This is a genomic window from Actinomadura rifamycini DSM 43936 (genome assembly GCF_000425065.1).
GTDB classification, from domain to species: domain Bacteria; phylum Actinomycetota; class Actinomycetes; order Streptosporangiales; family Streptosporangiaceae; genus Spirillospora; species Spirillospora rifamycini.
Window position 1 is genome coordinate 290523 of the sequence record NZ_AULB01000008.1, and the last position, 17421, is coordinate 307943.

Sequence of the window (17421 nt, forward strand, 5' to 3'; positions counted from 1 at the left end):
ATTCTCGGTCAGAACATCGCTCCCTCGTCGTCGGAGCCGGCGCTCACCGTGTGCCGGGCCGGCTCCGTCCGGTCGAGCACGGTCCACTCCCCTCCGCACCACAGGTGGGGAAGCGCGTCCACGCCGGGCAGGTGCTTGTGGCGTGCCAGGTCGTAGACGGCCGCGGCGGGGACGGTCGCGTACCTGCACCATTCGTCATGCGCGGTGATCATCACATCGAGGTCGAGTTCGACGGTGAGCCCCATGAAGCGGGCCTTCACCTCGTCGTCGACACCGGTCATGGCCTCGTCCAGCCAGATCTGGCGCGGTGCCGCCGCGCCGGCGGCGTCGTAGGCGACGACCGCGGCGGCGAACAGCGGCTGGGAGAGCAGCACCACTTTCTCCCCTCCCGACTTGGCGCCGTGCCGGGCCGCGTCGAAGGGGCGCCAGCGCCCACCGGGCCCTGCCTTGAACTCCACCTGAATGCGCAGCCAGCGCCGATAGTCGAGGGCGAGCGCGAGGTGGTCCTGCCATTCCGCGAGCCCCTTGTCGGCTGCTTCCGCCCGGGCGGCTTCGACCTTGCGCCGAAGGAAATCCCGCACCATGTCCTGCTGCGCGGATGTCAGAAGCTCATATCCCTGCTGGAGCGCTTCGACGACCTGGCCGGCCTCCGGGTCCTCCGGGTGCGCCCGCCAGACGAGCTGCAGCGTGTGGCCCTGCCGGGTGGGGTGCTGGACCAGGCACTCGTTGATCCGGGTGAAGACGGATTCGGTGTAGTCGAGACGGTCTTTCAGATGCTCGATGAACGCGGAACCGAGCAGTTTGGTCAGGGCCCGCTGCTGTTCGTCCTTGAACTTGCTTTCCATTTCCGCCACTTGGCGTCCCAGGCTCGCTTCGGCGATGTCCGGGGCGACCCAGCCCTCGGCCGGGTCCGCGAGGACGACGCATCGGGGCAGCTCGTCCTCGTCGTGGACCTTCGCGTCTCGCTTCGGCAGCAGATCGAGCCGTGACTGCTGCAGTTGCGCGTGGCATCTGCGCCAGGCGCGTTCCTGGGCGGCCGCGTCGGCGGCCCCCGGATCGATTTCACGGCGGACGATACGCGCCGCCGCGAGCGTGCTGTCCACGTTTCGGGTGTCGGGGACGCTCACCCCGAGCGGCGCGACGAGCCCCGTGTCCGCCGCCCGCCACCAGGCGGCGACGGCCAGCGTCCGGTGCTCTTCGGCTTCCGACCTGGCCCGCGTGTGGTCACCCAGAACGCGGCAGGCGTCGTTCTCCATCAGGCGCAAGTCGGTCAGCTCGCCGTCCAGCCTGGAGATTCCCTTGTCGAGGGACTCCACGAGTTTCTCGAGTTCGGCTCGCCGGTCGAGCTGTTCTTGGTGGCTCACCGTCAGCTGTTCCTGCGCGGTCGTGGCGGCGATCTCCGCGGCGCGAGCCGCGTCGCCCGCCTCCTCCGCGTCGGCGCGGGCCTGCACCGCGTCGTCCCGGGCCGCCGCGGCGTCGGTCTCGGCCTCCGTCAGCCGGTTGAGGCGCTCGTGAAAAATCTTCAGTTCGGCCGCGTAATCGCGAACGGCGCCGAGGAGACCGCTCAGCGCCGCCCCCACGGATTCCAGCCGGTCCAAGGGGAAGTCATGCTCGGCGGCGTAGCCGGCCGCGGCCGCCCGGGCCCGGTCGCTCTCGGCGGTGAGTTCGCCGTGCCGGCGTTCCACCGCCTCGAGGTCGGCGCGGGCCTGGACCAGGTGCGGGCGAATAGCCTCGACCCGGTGCACGGCTCCGATCAGATGATGCTCGGGCTCCGCGTCCCAGGACTCCTCCGCGAGCCGCCGCAATACGGCATCGGTCGCGTCGATGGCCGACCGCTTCTCGTCGAGCGTGCCGGACAGCAGCGCGAGTTCACCCTCCAACCGCCGGATCGTGCGCAGGCGCGCCGCCGACCGTGCGGTGGCCCCCAGATAGGACGCGGGTTGGGCAGGAACGGCGAATCCGGTGAGCGCGCCGACCCTCCAGCGGCCGTCCATGGCGAGCCACACGTCCGCGGAGGCGTCTTCTCCGGACGTGGACCAGCCGATGCCCGCGAGGACGGCCGCGATGCGGTCGTGGGTCATATCGCCCGCCGGTGTCGGCTCCAGCACGGTGAGAAGGTTGGGCCGGACCGCCGGCCCCGCCGTCAGGACGGTCTCCGCCTCGGTGATCAGCCGTCCGTCCGGAGTCAGCCAGGCGTCCAGCATCCCGGAGGCCGCGAGCGCGGCTTCGAGACGGGCCAGCGGTGCGCCGTCGAGACCGGCGCCGTCTCTCGGCTGGACGCACGCCCACAAAGGGGCGCCGCCCGTGGCCGGCCGTTCCCTGCGCGCCCACGACACCGGTGCGTCCGGAGGCCGGTCCACCGTCGCACGCATGCCCTCGATGCGGGCTCGTATCTCGTCACTCTGCTTTTCGAGCGATTCCCGCTCGGTCTCCAGCCTCGTCCGGTGCTCGAGCGAACGCCTCTCGGTCCGCTTCGCATGCTCGTTGAGGGCGGCCGAGAGCTTGGGGCTCCTGCCCTCCGCCACCGCGGGGACGAGAGCATGCCAGGACACGAGCTGCTCGGGCGTGCACGGCGCCGCAGTCAGCGCCGCCGCCCATGAGCCGAGTGCTGCGGTGAGGGCTTCGACCGCCCGGTCGACGTCGTCGTCGCCGCGCTCGACCTGGCCTTCCAGTCGGACGACGCCGTCCCGGCGGCTCTTCAGCGTCCGCCCGGACTCCTCCAGCCGCCGGTCGGCCGCCTTCCATTCCCGGTGCAGCCGAGCCGCATTGGCGAAGCGGTCGGCGCGGGCCCCGTGTGCGGCGTGCAGACCGTCCACGTCGCGGGCCTCGACGAGACGGACGACGTCCGCTCCGGCCGCGCGGGCGGCTTCCAGCACGCTGTCCCCTCGCCGCCCGACCTCCCGTTCGGCCTCCTCGTGCTTGCGCCGCGCCTCGGCGAGCACGTCGTCGACGCCCGCGAGCCGCTTCGCCTGCCGGTCCGCCGCTCGCCGGGCGTCCCGCGCGGCCCGCTCCGCGGCTTCGGCCCTGTCCGCCAGTGCCTTGGCATTGACGGAGGCGGCGACCGCGTCCTTATAGGCGCTGCTGTCGAAGAGCTGCCGGAGTTCCGCCCATTTGTCGTCTCGCGTGCGTTTGGTGCGCGCGAGCTCCACCTTCTGCTCCTCGACCTTCCTCTGGACGACTTCGAGCTTCTCCTCGGCCTCCTTGCGCCTGCGGGTCGTGCGGTCGAGCTTCGTCGTCGCCGCGGCCACATCGTCCGATCTGCGCCGGACGACCACGCGGGCCCAAGGCAGCCAGTACCTGCGCGTGAACCTCGCGACCTCCGCGGCCGCGTTCTGCAGCCGCTGCACGCCCGTGCGCAGTTCCTCCAGCCGGTCCCAGCCCTCGACGAGCTGCTCGACCTCACCGGTCGCTAGACGGGGAAGGGCGTCGCGGAGCGTGGACTCCAGTTCCCTGGGGTTGAGACGCTCCCCGAGCTTGGGGCGGCGCAACTGCTTGAGCAATTCGGTCAGGTTGTCGTATCCGGCCTTGTCGAGCCCGAACAGCTCGCCGCCCAGCGCGGCGCGATAGGTGTCGCCGTTCTCGAAGACGCGCACCCCCGGCTCCTTGCGGAGGTCCTTCTCCTCCAGGGGCCCGGCTGGCGGCGCGAGCACGAGTTCGGGCCCGGGCCGCCGTCCGGTGAGGAACATCCAGCGTCTGACCTTCTCCGTCCCCGAGCCGCGCCGGGCGGCCGCGCCCATCCCGCACACCAGGTAGCGCGCCGTGCCGTCCGTGTCGAGCCGCCCGTACTCGGCCCATGCGTAGCCGAGGCCGCTGTCGGTCGCGGGGCGAGGGTCGTCCTCCTCACCGGTCGGCAGGAGGTTGAACTTCATGGTTCGATGCTGCGACCCGAACGGGTCGAGCACAGACGGGTGGATCTCACCGCGCAGCAGCATCAGCGTGGTGAGCTCCAGAAGCTTCGTCTTGCCGGCGCCGTTGCCGCCGCGCAGGACCAGCCGTCCGTCGGCGTACCAGAAGTCCGCCTCGTCGTACTCCCACAGGTTGACGACGCCGACCCGCAGCGGCTGCCACCGGTCACGACCGGGTTCGGGCAGGCCGCCGGTGCGGGCGGAGACGAGCCAGGCTTCCGGGTTCACTGCTCTCCTTCCATGCGCGGTTGCGTGGCGACGACGGTCGGGCCTCGGAAGCGCGCCGCGGGCGGTGTCAGGCGCCATCCGTGCGCCGACGGCCGGAGCAGGTCGAGTTCGGTGAGGAGGACGATCGACGCGTCCGCCAGCAGCCCCGGGTCGGCGCGGAACGCTTTCGTCATGGCCTTCGGATAGCGTTCGGCGACGTCGCCGGCGACATCGCCGACCACCGCCCTGGTGACGGCGGTCCCGCCGGACGACTCGCGCAGCAGCCCGTCGAGGACCATCAGCGCCCCGAAGTGCTCGGCCTTCAGCTCGGGGAAGGGACGGTCCGTACCGCCCTCGGCCGGGATGAGCGCGATCCCCTCGCGGCGCTGCTCCACCGTCCAGCCCGTCATCTCCCTGCACCAGTCGAGAAGCCGTCCGCGCTGCGACGTCAGGTAGGCGCGCTCGTCCTCGGCGAGGTCCTCGATCAGGCAGACGGGCAGTTCGAGCAGCCGCCGCATGATCGAGAAACGGCGGCCGTCGAGGGGCTCGGGAGCGGTCGTGGGCCGCCCCACCGCCGCCGCGAGGCTCTCCGGGTCGGCAAGCCGCAGGAGCGGCTCCCGCTGCACGCGGTACGCGCCGCCGATGGCGTCCTTCCGGTGCGCCCAGCCGGTCAGCATCTCCTCACCCGACTGCCCTGTGGGGTGCAGCGCGCCCAGGCGGGCGAGCAGCTCGACGGCCTTGGCGAACAGCCGCCGTTCGTTGAAGCGGTCGGGGTCGTATCCGGAGACGGGGGCGTCGTCGCGGGCCGCGAGCGTCCGGACCCGGTCCGACAGGTCCTGCACCGTGGTCAGATCGTCGGCGTCCTCCGCGCACACCGCGGCCAGCAGCGCGAGCACGAGGACCCGCCGCGATTCCGGCCGGGGTCTCGCCGGGGCGACGATCGCACCGTCCAGGGGCAGGCGGTACAGCCGGGCATTGTCGTCTCCGACGGCCAGCCGGTAACCGAGCCGGTCCGCGAACCAGTCGCGCAGGACCGGTTGATGCCTGCGGACGAGCGCCCACAGCTCCGGATGCGCGGCCCGCGTGACGACCTGTGCGGCCAGCAGCCCGGTGAACGCCCGCCGCCGTTCCTCCGCGTGCCCGCTCACGGCGCGGGCCGCAGGTCGAACCACCAGTCGATCGTGACCATGCGCCCGTCCGGTCCGCGCAGGGTGGCCACGGCGGACGGGTCGTCGGGCCGGCGCAGGCTGACGTGCCAGCGGCCGTCCTGCGTGACCGCGCTGCGCTCCCGGCCGGACCGTCGCGCGACGGCGATGAACTCCAGCAGGAGATCGAACTCGGCACCGGGCAGGGGCGGCCACTCGGACAACCGTGTTCCGGACCGCTGCCGCAGCGCGGCCTCGGCTCCCGCCCGTGCCGCCAGCTCCGCGCTTCGCCTGCGGCGGGCCTCCTCACGTCCCGCCGAATAGTCCGCCTTCCGGGCTCTGCGTCCAACGGCGGTGCGGTGCCCCTGCTCCCGGTACCGTGCCGTCACCGGCGCGGCCGGGGCGTCCGCCCAGGAGTCTGCGTCCTGCTCCGCGTCCTCCGCCGGGAGGAGCAGGTGGCGGGCGGGGAAGACGCCGAGCGCGGTGTCCCAGATCCGCCACGCCGTCTCGTCGTCCGGCGCCTGCTCGATCGCCCCGGCCAGTTCCAGGAGCTCGCCCCGCCGCGTCACCGCGCCGCCCGCCTCCATCAGGAACTGCGCGTTCCTCGCCCACGGGGTGATGACGTCGCGAAGCTGCCTGCGGAGCCTGCGCGCCTGCCCGTCGGCGCCGCCGAACCAGGAGTGGAGAGCGTGCCACGTGTGCTTCCAACGCTCGGCCTGTGCCCGGACGACGCTTTCCTCGGCCTGCTCGGACAGAGCACCGCGGACGCACGCCCACCACGCCTCGTCCGCCGGCGCCCTGGTGATCAGATCGGCGATACGCGGGCTGTACACGTCGACTTGCTCTCCCCACATCCCGATGTAGGACTGCAGGGTGCGCCACACCTGCTCCTGCTTCGCCTCGTCCGGGACGCCCGAGAGGCTGTGCGCCAGCGTCCGCTGCCAGGCGCGCGCCGCCCGCGCCATCGCATGATGCAGGGTCATGAGCTGCTGGAACTCGTTCGCGGCGGCCGGAAAGCGGCGCGCGTCCAGTTCCCGGAGAAACGCGACGAGGCGCTCGTGGATCGCGCGCGGCGCCAGCGTGAGGTCGCCGGCCTGCTCCTCGCCGTCGTCGGCCTCGGCCCAGAAGGCGTGCAGCCGGGCCGCACGCGGCGTCAACTGGTAGCGGTCGCGGCGCCGCAGGAAGTCCTCGCCGCTGCGCGCGGGCTCCTGCCACCGCGTGATGACCTCCCACGCGACGAGTCTGCCGAGCCTGGCCTCCAGAACGAACCCGGGGTCGGAATACAACCGCTCCGCGGCCTCGGCACCGACCAGCCCATGTAACCGCCGGTGGACGGCATTCGCCACTTCGTCGTACGAAAGGCCGGTGAGGCTGGTGTCCTGAGCCTCGAGGAGCACATCCACAATGACCCTGTACTGGGCCGCGTACTTCGACGTCAGATACGCGGGGACAAGGGCTTGGCCGGGAAGCACGGCGGCCCACAGGTCTCGGCCCTCGGGCTCGGGGGGAAGCTCGTCACCGTCCATCGCTCCCATTGTCACGGAACGGCCGCTGGATTGTCCGCCGACCGTTACTGATGACCCCTTACCGGCCGAAGAAGGCCACCGACGCGCTTATCACCCGTCATGGAGAAGCGAGCCGGATCGCAACGGAATGATTCCACGCAAGGGGCCGAGTCTCAGCTACCGGAATCGGTCATCGGCCTTCGCGCGTCCCCCGATGCGGGGTTCGCGGGTGGGGTCAGTCGGGGAGGCAGTCGGGGCAGGGGCGTTGGGCGAAGGTGGGGGTGAGGACGACGCCGGCGCCGAAGCAGGTCCAGCAGCCGAGCTGGTAGCCGGTGGCGTAGACGGGGCCGCGGAGGCCGTCGGTGCGGAAGCGGGGGCCGGCGGGGGCGGTGCCGGCGCGGCCGGTGCCGGAGCAGTCCTCGCACTGCAGGCAGATGCGGTTGTCGCCGCGCGCGTACACGATCTCTCCCCTGCCCTTGCAGGCCCGGCAGGAAGGGCCGTCCCACGGTGCGCCCATCGCTCACCCCCGGTCGCGGGTTCCTCGTTCATCATGCCAGCTCAAGGCCGAGATTTGACCCCGGTGCGGGACATGCTTTACCCGGCGGACGTCAGGTGGGCGTAGACAACGATGTTGTCGCGGTAGCGGCCGTCGCGGAGGGGGCCGCCGCAGGTGATCAGGCGCAGGGACGGGTGCGGGGTGTGGCCGTAGACGGCCGCGGCGGGGAGGTCGCGCTTGGCGTGGCGGCGGACGGCGTCGACGGTGAAGACGGCCGCGGTGCCGTCGGCGCGGCGGACGCGGACGGTGCGGCCGGGTTCGAGGGCGCCGAGCCGGTGGAAGACGGACGGGCCGGACGTGCGGGAGTCGCGGTGGCCGAGGATCACGGCGGTGCCGCGCCCGCCGGGGGCGGCGGAGCCCGTGTACCAGGCGGCGAGGTCCTCGTGCGGGGGGCGGGGCGCGGCGGGGGCGCCGTCGGGGGCAAGGCCGAGGGGGACGATGCGCGCGGTGACGCCGATGGACGGGACGGTGATCGCCGTCGGGCGGGACGGGGCGAGCGCCCAGGAGGTCGACGCCGGTGCAGGCGGCGAGGGCGGCGGCCGCGAGGGCCGCGAGGCGGGTGCGGGGACCGGCCGCGCGGCCCTGGCGCGGCATCAGGGGGTGCGGCGCCGCGCGGCGAGGGCGAGGGCCGCGCCGGCGAGGGCGATGAGACCGGCGCCGAGGAGGCGGGTGCCGCCGGCGGTGCCGGCGCCGGTGTCGGGGCCGTGGGCGGCCATGGGGCGCAGGGCGCCGCAGAGGGCGGGCGCGGTGGCGGCGAGGGGGAGGCCGGGGATGAGGGCGCTGCCGGCGGTGCGGGCCTTCTCGCCGATCAGGGACGGGTTGAGGCCGTGGACGACGACGACCGCGGTGCCGTCGCGGAGTGCCGCGAGGGCGGCGTCGTCCAGGTCGATGACGCGCTCGTAGTCGAGGGCGGCGCCGTGGGGCGCGATCTCGAGGTCGGTCCCGGCGGCGGGCGTGGTGGCGCCGCGGACGGAGAGGGTGGTGCGGATGGGGCCGTAGGCGGGTTCGCCCTCCTCGGCGCTGACGACGCCGTCGCCGTCGGTGTCGGCGGCGGGGGCGGGGCATTCGCCTTCGCCGCCGCCGCGGATGTGCTGGAGGTGCGGGTAGGGGGCGCCGTCGAGCAGGGGCGCGAGTCCCGAGTAGTGCTCGGTGACGGTGGCGGTGCGGCCGTCGAGTTCGAGGGTGAGGGTTCCGGAGCCCTGCTGGCGGTTCAGCGGCTCGAGCACCGCCTGGTACGTCCGCGTCCCGGAGTCGGCCAGCGCGGGCGCGGCCAGGACGCCCGCGGCGGCGAGGGCCGCGGCGGCCGCGGCGAGCGGCCTGCCTGCTGTGAGTGCCATGGTCTCCCCTTCGGGTCCGGGCGCCGGGCGCGCCCGCGGGTCCCTCCGGTGCTCGTCCCCCTTGATCGTTATCGACAAGGGAAGGAGTCGGAATCGGTCGGGCAATGGGTGCGGGACGGGTCCGACATGGCCGCGACGTCGCCATATGTGCGGGCGTAGGGGGCGATGTCGCATCGGCCGGCAGGTAATGACACACTTACCGGAGTTTGTCTCACGGAGGTGCGTATGTCGGCGACCGTCCAGCCACCCGAAAGCGTCACCTGGCGCGTGCACATCGACCGGGCCATGTGGGTCGGGGGCGTCCGCAGCCTCATGCTCCAGGCCCTGCACCCGGTGGCCATGTGGAGCGTCTGGCAGAACTCGAACTTCCGGGAGGACCCGTTCGGACGGCTCCAGCGGACGTCCGACTTCGTGGGGCTCTCGACGTTCGGCAGCGAGGAGGAGGTCGAGGCCGCCGCCTACCGGGTGCGCGAGATCCACCGGAGCCTGCGCATCCTCAACCACGACACCGGCAAGAAGGAGCGGCTCGACCAGCCCGAGCTGCTGCTGTGGGTGCACTGCGCCGAGGTGTACTCCTACCTGGAGGTCGCGCGGCGGGCCGGGCTGCCGCTGACGGACGCCATGGCGGACCGGTACCTGGACGAGCAGCGGCAGTCGGCCGTCCACGTGGGCCTGCACGCGGAGGACGTCCCGGGGAGCGTCGCGGAGATGGAGCAGTACTTCGCGAGCATGCGGCCGCACCTGCGGGTCACCGAGGAGGCCGCCGAGACCGTCCGGTTCCTGATGTGGCCGGCGCTGCCGGAGAACCTGAAGTTCCTCGCACCCGGCAAGCCGGGCTGGTTCCCGTTCGGGGCCCTCTGCTACTACTCGCTGCCGGACTGGGCCCGCGCCATGTACGGGGTGCTGCCGGAGGTGCCGCAGCCGGCCGTCACCGCCGCGCTGCGCTCGTTCCGGATGACGATGAACTCCGTGCCGGAGCGGCTGCACGACTACGCGTTCGCCCAGAACACCCGCGACATGCTCGACCGCGCGCGGCGGCGGCTGAGCGCCGAGGGCTACGACCTCAGCAAGGGCCTGTACGGGCTGCGCGACCCCCGGCGCTGGCCCGCCCGCCAGACCGCCGGCGCGGTCTGACGCGTCAGGCGTCGACCGGGAGCGCCGCCCAGGGCTCCTTGCGCGGGGCGGCCTCGCGGCCCTCGGGGCAGTGGCGCGCGAAGTCGCACCACCCGCACAGCGGGCCCGGACGGGCCGGGAACCGCGCGTCGAACGGGGCGTGGTCGACCGGCCGGGCGGCCTCGCCCCGACGCGGCTTCGGCACCCGGGACCGGTAGTCGTCGTCGGCCGCGGACGCCTCGGCGGCGAGGTCCTCCGCGCGGCCGAGATGGCGGTCGAGGGAGTCGGCGGTGTGCTCCCACGCCGCGACCTCCCCGGACGGCAGGTGGTGCAGCTCGACGCGGCGGCAGGGGCGGCGCAGCACCCGGGACGCCGCGACCGCGTAGATCGCGAGGGCGAGCGACCCGCGGGCGTCGTCGGCCGTGAGGGGGCGGCGCCCCGTCTTGTAGTCGACGACGACGAGTTCGCCGCCGCGGGCGTCCAGGCGGTCGATGCGGCCGGAGACGGCGATGCGGGCGGTGCGGGTGGCGACCGTCCGCTCGACGCCGACCGGCTCGTCGGACGGGTCGAGGCCCGCGACGTAGCGTTCGGCCATGTCGCGGGCCCGCTCGCGCTGCGCGGCGGACTGCTCGGCGTCGCGGTACCCCTCGGCGATCCACCCGCGGACCAGCAGGGACCCGGCGGCGGCGGGCGTCCGCTCGGCCTCGGGCAGCCGCCACCACGCGGCCAGCGCGTTGTGGACGCTGGCGCCGAAGCTGTTGTGCGCCCACGCGGGCCCCTTCGGCGGCATCGGACGATCGAGGTAGGTCATCCGGTAGCGGCGGGGGCAGTCCTGCCAGGTGTTGAGCCGCGACGGCGTGCACGCGTACAGGCGTTCGGGCATGCCGTCGAAGCCGAGCTGCTCGGCGGCCACGCGTCAGTCGGTGTCCTCGCGCGCCATGTCGCCCCAGGACTCCCAGCGGGCGTTCTCCTCGCCGACGGTGGTCTCGTCGCCCTGGGCGGGCATGACCTGCAGGTCGCGGGGCAGCGGGTCGAGCAGCGCGCCGATCGCGTTGAGCTGCCGGCGCAGGTCGTCGAAGGCGCCGCCGATGGAACCCGGACGGCCGCGGTGCAGGGTGTCGCCGGAGAACAGCACGCCGAGCTGCTCGCTGATCACGCAGACGCTGCCGGGGGTGTGCCCCGGGGTCTGGACGATCTCGAGCTGGGCGTCGGCGATCTCGAAGACGCCGCCGTCCTCCAGCCAGATGTCGGGTTCGAGGGACCGCAGCGCCTTGGCGTCGTCCTCGTCCTCCTCTTCCTTGGCGAGGCGGCCGAAGTAGTCGCGCCACAGCAGCCGGTCGGCGCGGTGCAGCGCGATCGGCGCCCAGTTCTCCTCGTCCTCCTCGCCGGCGGCGGCGACCTCGAGCACGACGCTCAGCCGGTGCTCGTTGCCGTCGGTGAGCAGCACGGCCATGACCTCGCGCTCGCCCACCTTCTCGAGGATGGCCTCGGCGTCGAACGCCGGGTCGATGACGATGACCTCGTCGTCGTCGCCGACGATGTAGGTGTTGTTCTCGACGTCGTACTCGGTGTCGTCCAGGGTCAGCTTGCCCGACGTCACCACCTGTTCGATGCGCGCGTCCACGCAGGCACCCTACCGCGCCGCGCAACCGGTTCAGGGCAACGGCGAAACGGTGCCGCGGGCGGCGCCGACGAGGGCCTCGTAGGCGGCGGGGGCGGTGGTCTCGGCGCCGATGCGGTCGCCGGTGGGCGCGCCGTGGTCGTCGCTGGACCCGGTGACGACGAGACCGAGCGACGCGGCGAGTCCGCGCAGGTGGGCGCGGTCCTCGGGGGCGTGGTCGGGGTGGTCGGCCTCGACGCCGGCGAGCCCGGCGGCGGCGAGCCGCTCGACCAGCTCGTCCGGGAACGCGTAGCCGCGGCGCCCCGCCCGCGGGTGCGCCAGGACGCACGCGCCGCCGGCCGCGCGGACGAGCGCGACCGCGCGCTCGGGGTCGAGCGCGTACCGGCCGACGTGGGCGCGGCCGCCCTCGGCGATCCAGTCGCGGGTGAACGCCTCGTCGTGGGACCGGACGGCCCCGGCCTCCAGCATCGCCTGGGCGATGTGCGGGCGGCCGACGGCCTCGCCCCGCGCGAGCTCGCGGACCCGCTCCCACGCCACGTCCACGCCGAGCCCGCGGAGCCGGTCGACCATCGCGCGCGCCCGGACCACGCGGTCGTCGCGGATGCGGGCGAGTTCGGCCGCCAGAACGGGCTCGGCGGGGTCGAACAGGTAGCCGAGCATGTGCAGGCTCCTGCCCTCGTGGACGCACGACAGCTCGATCCCGGGGACGAGCGTCAGGCCGTCCGGGAGGGCCGCCGCGGCGGCGTCCCATCCGGCGGTGGTGTCGTGGTCGGTGAGGGCGACGACGTCCACGCCGTTGCCGCGCGCGCGCCGCATCACCTCGGCGGGCGGGCGCGTGCCGTCGGACACGTCGCTGTGGACATGGAGGTCGATCACCATTCCCACAGCCTAGGCGCGCGTGTGTGTCAGAGGTCGAGCTTGCAGCTGTACGCGCCGTAGGGGAGGTCCATTTCCATTCCGGGTTCGCGGAGGTCGAGGAGGTTCAGCTCCTCGAGCATGAGCACGCCCGCGTCCGCGGGCCACAGGACGGCCCACAGCCAGTTGCCGAGGGCCTCGCCGACGAAGACGGCCCGGTCCGGTTCGCGGCCGACCGACCACAGCGGGACGGTGTGCCCGGGGGTCGCCGCCGGGCCGCTGACGCCGATCTTGGCGTGCGGGGGGCTGCCGTCGAACTCCTCGCCGGGGTCGGCCCCGTCCAGCCCCGCGTAGTGGGCGCCGAGCCCGATGCCCGGTTCCTCGGCGATCAGCATCATGTCGGCGGGCCCGCCCAGCAGTCCCGGCCCCGACAGCGCGACGCCGCACGCGCGCGCGCCGTCGCGCTCGTCCCCCACGGTGGTGAACCCGGTGACGAGCCAGTTGAGCGGCAGCGGCCACGGCGTCCACACCGGGACGCGCACGTCCCGCAGGACGACCGCGAGGGCGTCCGGCCCCGGCCGGACCGGCGGCTGCCTCGGAAGTACGGCGCCGTGCACGCCGCAGCTCCAGTCGCTCGACCAGAGGCCCGGCGCCTGCACCTGGGACCCGCATCGCGGGCATGTGGGCTCCGCCCTCATGATTCCCCACCATGCGCGGCGGCTCCCCCGCCCGTCAAGGCGCGCCCGGGAAAGACGGGACAAAATGGAGGCATGCGGGAACGGTGCGTGGGCGCGATCGTCCGGGACCGGGAGGGGCGGCTGCTGCTGGTGCTGCGCGGCCGGCCGCCCGGCGCGGGACGCTGGTCGGTGCCGGGCGGCCGCGTGGAGCCGGGCGAGGACGACGCCGCGGCCGTCGCGCGCGAGCTGCTCGAGGAGACGGGGCTGCGGGTGCGCGCCGGCGCGCTCGTCGGCACCGTCGAACGGGACGGGCCGGGCGGCGTCGTGTACGAGATCCACGACTACGCCGCCACCGTGCTCGGCGGGACGCCGCGCGCCGGGGACGACGCCGCGGACGTCCGCTGGGCGGCGCCCGCCGAACTGCGGGACCTCCCCCTCGTGCCCGGCCTGCTCGACGCCCTCACGGAGTGGGGCGTCGTGTGAGCCGCGGCCGGACGACCGGCCGGACCTGCTCCTGGACGACCGCCTAGACGACCGGCTGGGCGCCCGGCACGTCCCCGGGACGCCGCGGCGCGTCGGGGCCCGGGTCGGCCGGGTCCGCGCCGTCGGCGGGGCCCTCGCCGGGCGTGACCGTCCGGACCTTGAACCGGCGCGCGAGCAGCACGATGCCGACCGCGTACACGGCCATCGAGGCGACGTCCGCGAGGACGTACTGCCACGGGATCCCGCCCTGCTCCAGGCTCAGCTCGCCGAGCGCCGCCGGGAGCAGGAACGCCATCAGGTTGTTGAACACGTGCAGCGCGATCGTGCACTCCAGGCCGCCGGTCCGCACGGTGAGCCACCCGGCGAGCGCGCCGAAGAGGAAGATGTCGAGCATCCCCCAGCCGGTGTAGCCGTGCCCGGACGTGAACAGCGCGGCGCCGATGACGATGCCGGGCCACGGGGTGCGGAACACGACGCTCAGCGCCCGCGCGAACCCGTTGCGGGCCTTCTCCAGCGTGCACGCGCCGATCGCCTGCATCAGCCAGCCGCGGAAGAAGTACTCCTCGGCCGCCGACTGGAACGGGACGAGCGCCACGATCACGAGCGCCGGCAGGAGGAAGTCGCCCCAGCCGACCCACGATCCCTCGGCGGCCGAACCGGCCGGGTCGTCCTCGACGGACGCGCCCGCGGCCATCGACAGGCCGAACGACACCGCGCAGAACACGACGGCCATGCCCGAGCACGCGAGCATCCACCGCCAGCGCAGCCGTCCGGCGACCGACGACAGCGTCCCGGGGCGCCGCCGCTGGATCCCCCACGCCACGAACGCGACCAGCGGCAGGAACACCGCCAGGGACAGCAGCGCGTAGGCGATGTCGGCCGTGTCGTTGCCGAAGAACGACGTGCCGGTCGGGTCGTCGAGCAGCGCCGGGTCGTCGTCCGACACCATCATCTGGATGACCAGCCCGATGACGCCGAGGACGCCGCCGATGCCGAGCCCGACCGCGATGATCGTCACGGTGCCGACGAGCGGGCGCCACCAGGAGTGCGCGTCCGTCCGCGCCATCCGGTGGAACGGCACCCCGCGCGGCGAGGGGACGATCCAGGGCCGCTTCACCGGCTGCGGGTAGCCGCCCTGGCCGGGGCCGTACGGGTACTGCTGCGGGTAGTGGTACCCGTACGGGTCGGGCTGCTCCTGCCCCCAAGCCGGATGCGCCCCGGTGTGCTGCCCGGGGTAGGGCTGGCCGGGGTAGGGCTGGCCGGGGTAGGGCTGGCCGGGCTGGGGCTGGCCGGGCTGGGGCTGCTGCTCTCCGTAGGGCCGTCCCCACGCCGGGGGGCCGCCCGCCTCGTGCGGCCGCCCCGGCTGCGCGGGCGGCGGGACCGGCCCGTCCGCTGCCGGGGGCTCCGGTGCAGGAGGCTCCGGTGCAGGAGGACGCGCCCGCCCGTCTCCGATGTCGGGATCGAGCGGCGCCCAGCCGTTCGCGTCCTCCTGGTCAGACATGCGTCCCCTTCTCATCGACCGACGCGTCGCGCCTTGGTATGCGTGGACGAATCGTACGGTCGGTCAGTTCCCGGCGGGCTCGAACGTACGCGTCCGGGACAGCCCGGCGGCGCGGCCCTTCGCGGCGATCACGAGCGCCATCTTCCGGGACGCCTCGTCGATCATCTCGTCGCCGAGCATCGCCGCGCCCCGCCCCTCGACGTTGACCGCGTGGTCGTAGGCGTCGAGGATCAGCTCGGCGTGGTCGTAGTCGTCCTGCGCCGGGGAGAAGATCGCGTTCCCGGCGTCGATCTGCGACGGGTGCAGCACCCACTTGCCGTCGAAGCCGAGGGCGGCGGAGCGGCGCGCGGCGCGCTCGAACCCGGCGGCGTCCCGGACGTTGAAGTAGGGGCCGTCGACGGCCTGCAGGTCGTGGGCGCGGGCGGCCAGCAGGATGCGCATCAGGATGTAGTGGTAGGCGTCGCCCTCGGTGTAGCCGGGCGGCTGCTCCCCCACGACGAGCGTCTTCATGTTGATCGACGCCATGAAGTCGCCGGGGCCGAACACGAGGGTCTCCAGCCGGGGCGACGACGCCGCGATGTCGTCGATGCGCGTCATGCCCCGTGCGTCCTCGATCTGGGCTTCGATACCGATGCGTCCGGGCTCGTACCCCATCGCGCCCTCGATCTGGGTGAGGAGCCGGTCGAGCCACTGGACGTGCGAGGGCTCCCGCACCTTCGGCAGCATGATCGCGTCGAGGTTCGCGCCCGCGCCCTCGACGACCTCGATGACGTCCCGGTACGCGAACGGGGTGTCGAGGTCGTTGACCCGCACGACGCGGATCTTGCCCGTCCAGTCCCCCTCGTTGAGCGCCGCCACGACCGACGCGCGCGCCGCCTCCTTCGCGGACGGCGCGACGGCGTCCTCCAGATCGAGGAAGATCTCGTCGGCGGGCAGTCCCTGCGCCTTCTCGATGAACCGGGGGTTGCTGCCGGGGACCGCGAGCGTGGTACGTCGTGAGCGCATGGGGCGGATCGTATCCACCGGGTGTGAGACGCTGCGGAGCATGGGTGACCCGAACGCGCCTTCGGCGCACGCGCTGAGCGCGGCGCTGGTGGAGGAGGCGGCCAGGAAGTCGGGACTGCTGTGGCTCGACCTCCCGGGACTGCCGCAGCCGCGGGCGGCGTGGCACGTCTGGCACGAGGGGTCGGCGTACGTGCTGACGGGCGGCGAGGGCGAGCAGCCGCTCCCCGGCCTGCCCGAGGCCGACCGGGTGACCGTGATCCTGCGCAGCAAGGACAAGGGCGGACGGCTCGTCGCGTTCGTCGCCGCGTGCGAGCACGTCCGCCCCGGCACCGAGCTGTGGGACGACGTCGCGCCCAAGCTCGCGAAGGACCGGCTGAACGCTGCGGCGCACGCGGAGCAGATCGAGCGCTGGGCCACCGGGTCGTGGGTCATCCGGCTGACGCCGACGGGCGAGGAGATCGAGCCGTCCGGCGACTACGCGCACGTCCGCCCGGTGCCGTCCCCGGCGACGACCGCGGGGCCGCCGCCCCGGCTGGCCGGCGCCCGCCGCCGCGCCGCCGACCGCTAGAGCACCAGCTCCCGGCCCTCCGCCACGGCGCCGAGCTTGTCCGGGTTCGACACCATGTGGATGGCCTCCACCCGGCCGTCCTCGTCGAACTCCACGGTCAGCGTGCAGAGCGTCCGGTCCGGCGCGTCGATGACGAGCCCCGGACGGCCGTTGACGTCCGCCCGCCGCAGCCGCATGTCGGCGGGCTCGACGCCCGCGTAGGGCACCTGGGCGATCGCGCCGATGAACCGCGCGACCTTCGCCGCCCCGACGATCGGCCGCATCGCCGCGCGCACCTTGCCGCCGCCGTCCGTCCACATGGCGACGTCGGGGGCGAGGACCTCCATCAGCCGGTTCACGTCGCCGCCCATGACCGCGTCGAGGAACCGGTCGGTGGCGGCGCGGCGCTCCGCGCCGGCGGCCGCGAACCGGGGCCGCCGCGCCTCCACGTGCTTGCGGGCGCGGGCCCCCAGCTGCCGCACCGACGCCTCCGACCGGTCGAGCGCCGCGGCGATCTCCGCGTACGGGTAGCCGAACGCCTCCTTGAGGACGAACACCGCCCGCTCCAGCGGGCTGAGCGTCTCCAGGACGACCAGCAGCGCCAGCGACACCGACTCCGCGAGCTCGGCGTCGTCCGCGACGTCCGGGGCGGTCAGCATCGGCTCGGGCAGCCACGGCCCCACGTACGTCTCGCGCTGCGCCCGCGCGCTCCGCAGCCGGTCGAGCGCGATGTTGGTGGTGATCCGGACGAGGTAGCCGCGCGGATCGCGGACGTCCGACCGGTCGGCGGACGACCAGCGCAGCCAGGCGTCCTGCACGGCGTCCTCGGAGTCGGCGGCCGTGCCCAGCATCCGGTAGGCGACCGCGAACAGCAGACTCCGGTGCTCCTCGAACGTCTCGTCCGCGGCCTGGACCGTTCCGACCATCGCGATCTCCCTTCGTCCGCCCCCATGATGCCCACCGG

At 73.8% G+C, this 17421-nt stretch carries 15 protein-coding genes and 1 pseudogene; 3 read left to right on the plus strand and 13 right to left on the minus strand.

The features are described 5' to 3' along the window. Window positions 1–8: 8 nt before the first annotated feature. The 6 genes and pseudogenes from H505_RS0106245 to H505_RS0106270 all read right to left on the minus strand — a co-directional run bounded on the left by H505_RS0106245 (window position 9) and on the right by H505_RS0106270 (window position 8655). On the minus strand, window positions 9–4133 hold the full coding sequence (locus H505_RS0106245) for a TIGR02680 family protein (RefSeq protein WP_026401300.1): 4125 nt from the start codon (window positions 4131–4133) through the stop codon (window positions 9–11). Further along, entirely contained in the window at window positions 4130–5284 is a 1155-nt protein-coding gene (locus tag H505_RS0106250; protein WP_211238403.1) for a TIGR02678 family protein, read from the minus strand. Before H505_RS0106250 ends, H505_RS0106245 begins: the two co-directional genes overlap by 4 nt. Then, a complete protein-coding gene (locus tag H505_RS0106255) occupies window positions 5257–6792 on the minus strand; it encodes a DUF2397 domain-containing protein (protein WP_211238406.1) in 1536 nt (511 codons plus the stop codon). Before H505_RS0106255 ends, H505_RS0106250 begins: the two co-directional genes overlap by 28 nt. Before the next feature lie 205 nt (window positions 6793–6997). Further along, on the minus strand, window positions 6998–7279 hold the full coding sequence (locus H505_RS0106260; protein ID WP_157432917.1) for a hypothetical protein: 282 nt from the start codon (window positions 7277–7279) through the stop codon (window positions 6998–7000). A gap of 77 nt (window positions 7280–7356) precedes the next feature. Beyond that, window positions 7357–7806 (minus strand): annotated as a pseudogene (locus H505_RS47325) (class F sortase); the annotation flags it as partial. Window positions 7807–7911: 105 nt separating this feature from the next. Continuing rightward, on the minus strand, window positions 7912–8655 hold the full coding sequence (locus H505_RS0106270) for a hypothetical protein (RefSeq protein WP_026401304.1): 744 nt from the start codon (window positions 8653–8655) through the stop codon (window positions 7912–7914). A gap of 225 nt (window positions 8656–8880) precedes the next feature. On the opposite strand from H505_RS0106270, the gene H505_RS0106275 reads away from it, so the two are divergent. After that, the gene (locus tag H505_RS0106275; protein WP_026401305.1) at window positions 8881–9789 is read left to right on the plus strand and encodes an oxygenase MpaB family protein; all 909 of its coding nucleotides are present in this window, start codon (window positions 8881–8883) and stop codon (window positions 9787–9789) included. Window positions 9790–9793: 4 nt separating this feature from the next. Here H505_RS0106275 and H505_RS0106280 read toward each other — a convergent pair whose 3' ends face one another. The 4 genes from H505_RS0106280 to H505_RS0106295 are packed head-to-tail and all read right to left on the minus strand — an operon-like array spanning window position 9794 to window position 12942. Then, complete coding sequence (locus H505_RS0106280; RefSeq protein WP_026401306.1) at window positions 9794–10681, minus strand: RecB family exonuclease; 888 nt, start codon at window positions 10679–10681, stop codon at window positions 9794–9796. A gap of 3 nt (window positions 10682–10684) precedes the next feature. Then, window positions 10685–11392, minus strand: coding sequence for an MBL fold metallo-hydrolase (locus H505_RS0106285; protein ID WP_026401307.1), 708 nt, complete (start codon window positions 11390–11392; stop codon window positions 10685–10687). A gap of 30 nt (window positions 11393–11422) precedes the next feature. Then, window positions 11423–12268: a PHP domain-containing protein gene (locus H505_RS0106290; RefSeq protein ID WP_026401308.1), complete on the minus strand. Its 846-nt coding sequence runs from the start codon at window positions 12266–12268 to the stop codon at window positions 11423–11425. A 26-nt stretch (window positions 12269–12294) separates the two neighbouring features. Beyond that, complete coding sequence (locus H505_RS0106295) at window positions 12295–12942, minus strand: DUF6758 family protein (RefSeq protein ID WP_026401309.1); 648 nt, start codon at window positions 12940–12942, stop codon at window positions 12295–12297. A 72-nt stretch (window positions 12943–13014) separates the two neighbouring features. Here H505_RS0106295 and H505_RS0106300 point away from each other — a divergent pair, with 72 nt between their 5' ends. Then, window positions 13015–13404, plus strand: coding sequence for an NUDIX hydrolase (locus H505_RS0106300; RefSeq protein WP_026401310.1), 390 nt, complete (start codon window positions 13015–13017; stop codon window positions 13402–13404). A 43-nt stretch (window positions 13405–13447) separates the two neighbouring features. On the opposite strand, the gene H505_RS40090 is transcribed toward H505_RS0106300, so the two are convergent. Together H505_RS40090 and H505_RS0106310 are read right to left on the minus strand one after the other, a co-directional pair. Beyond that, window positions 13448–14905: a CPBP family intramembrane glutamic endopeptidase gene (locus H505_RS40090; RefSeq protein WP_157432918.1), complete on the minus strand. Its 1458-nt coding sequence runs from the start codon at window positions 14903–14905 to the stop codon at window positions 13448–13450. 63 nt (window positions 14906–14968) lie between these two features. Continuing rightward, on the minus strand, window positions 14969–15910 hold the full coding sequence (locus tag H505_RS0106310; RefSeq protein WP_026401311.1) for an HpcH/HpaI aldolase/citrate lyase family protein: 942 nt from the start codon (window positions 15908–15910) through the stop codon (window positions 14969–14971). Between the two features lie 40 nt (window positions 15911–15950). Between H505_RS0106310 and H505_RS0106315 the strand changes: the two genes are divergently transcribed. Beyond that, complete coding sequence (locus tag H505_RS0106315; RefSeq protein ID WP_026401312.1) at window positions 15951–16478, plus strand: hypothetical protein; 528 nt, start codon at window positions 15951–15953, stop codon at window positions 16476–16478. Here H505_RS0106315 and H505_RS0106320 read toward each other — a convergent pair. After that, a complete protein-coding gene (locus H505_RS0106320; RefSeq protein WP_026401313.1) occupies window positions 16475–17383 on the minus strand; it encodes an RNA polymerase sigma-70 factor in 909 nt (302 codons plus the stop codon). The two genes, H505_RS0106315 and H505_RS0106320, sit on opposite strands and share 4 nt — an antisense overlap. Between the last annotated feature and the right edge of the window lie 38 nt (window positions 17384–17421).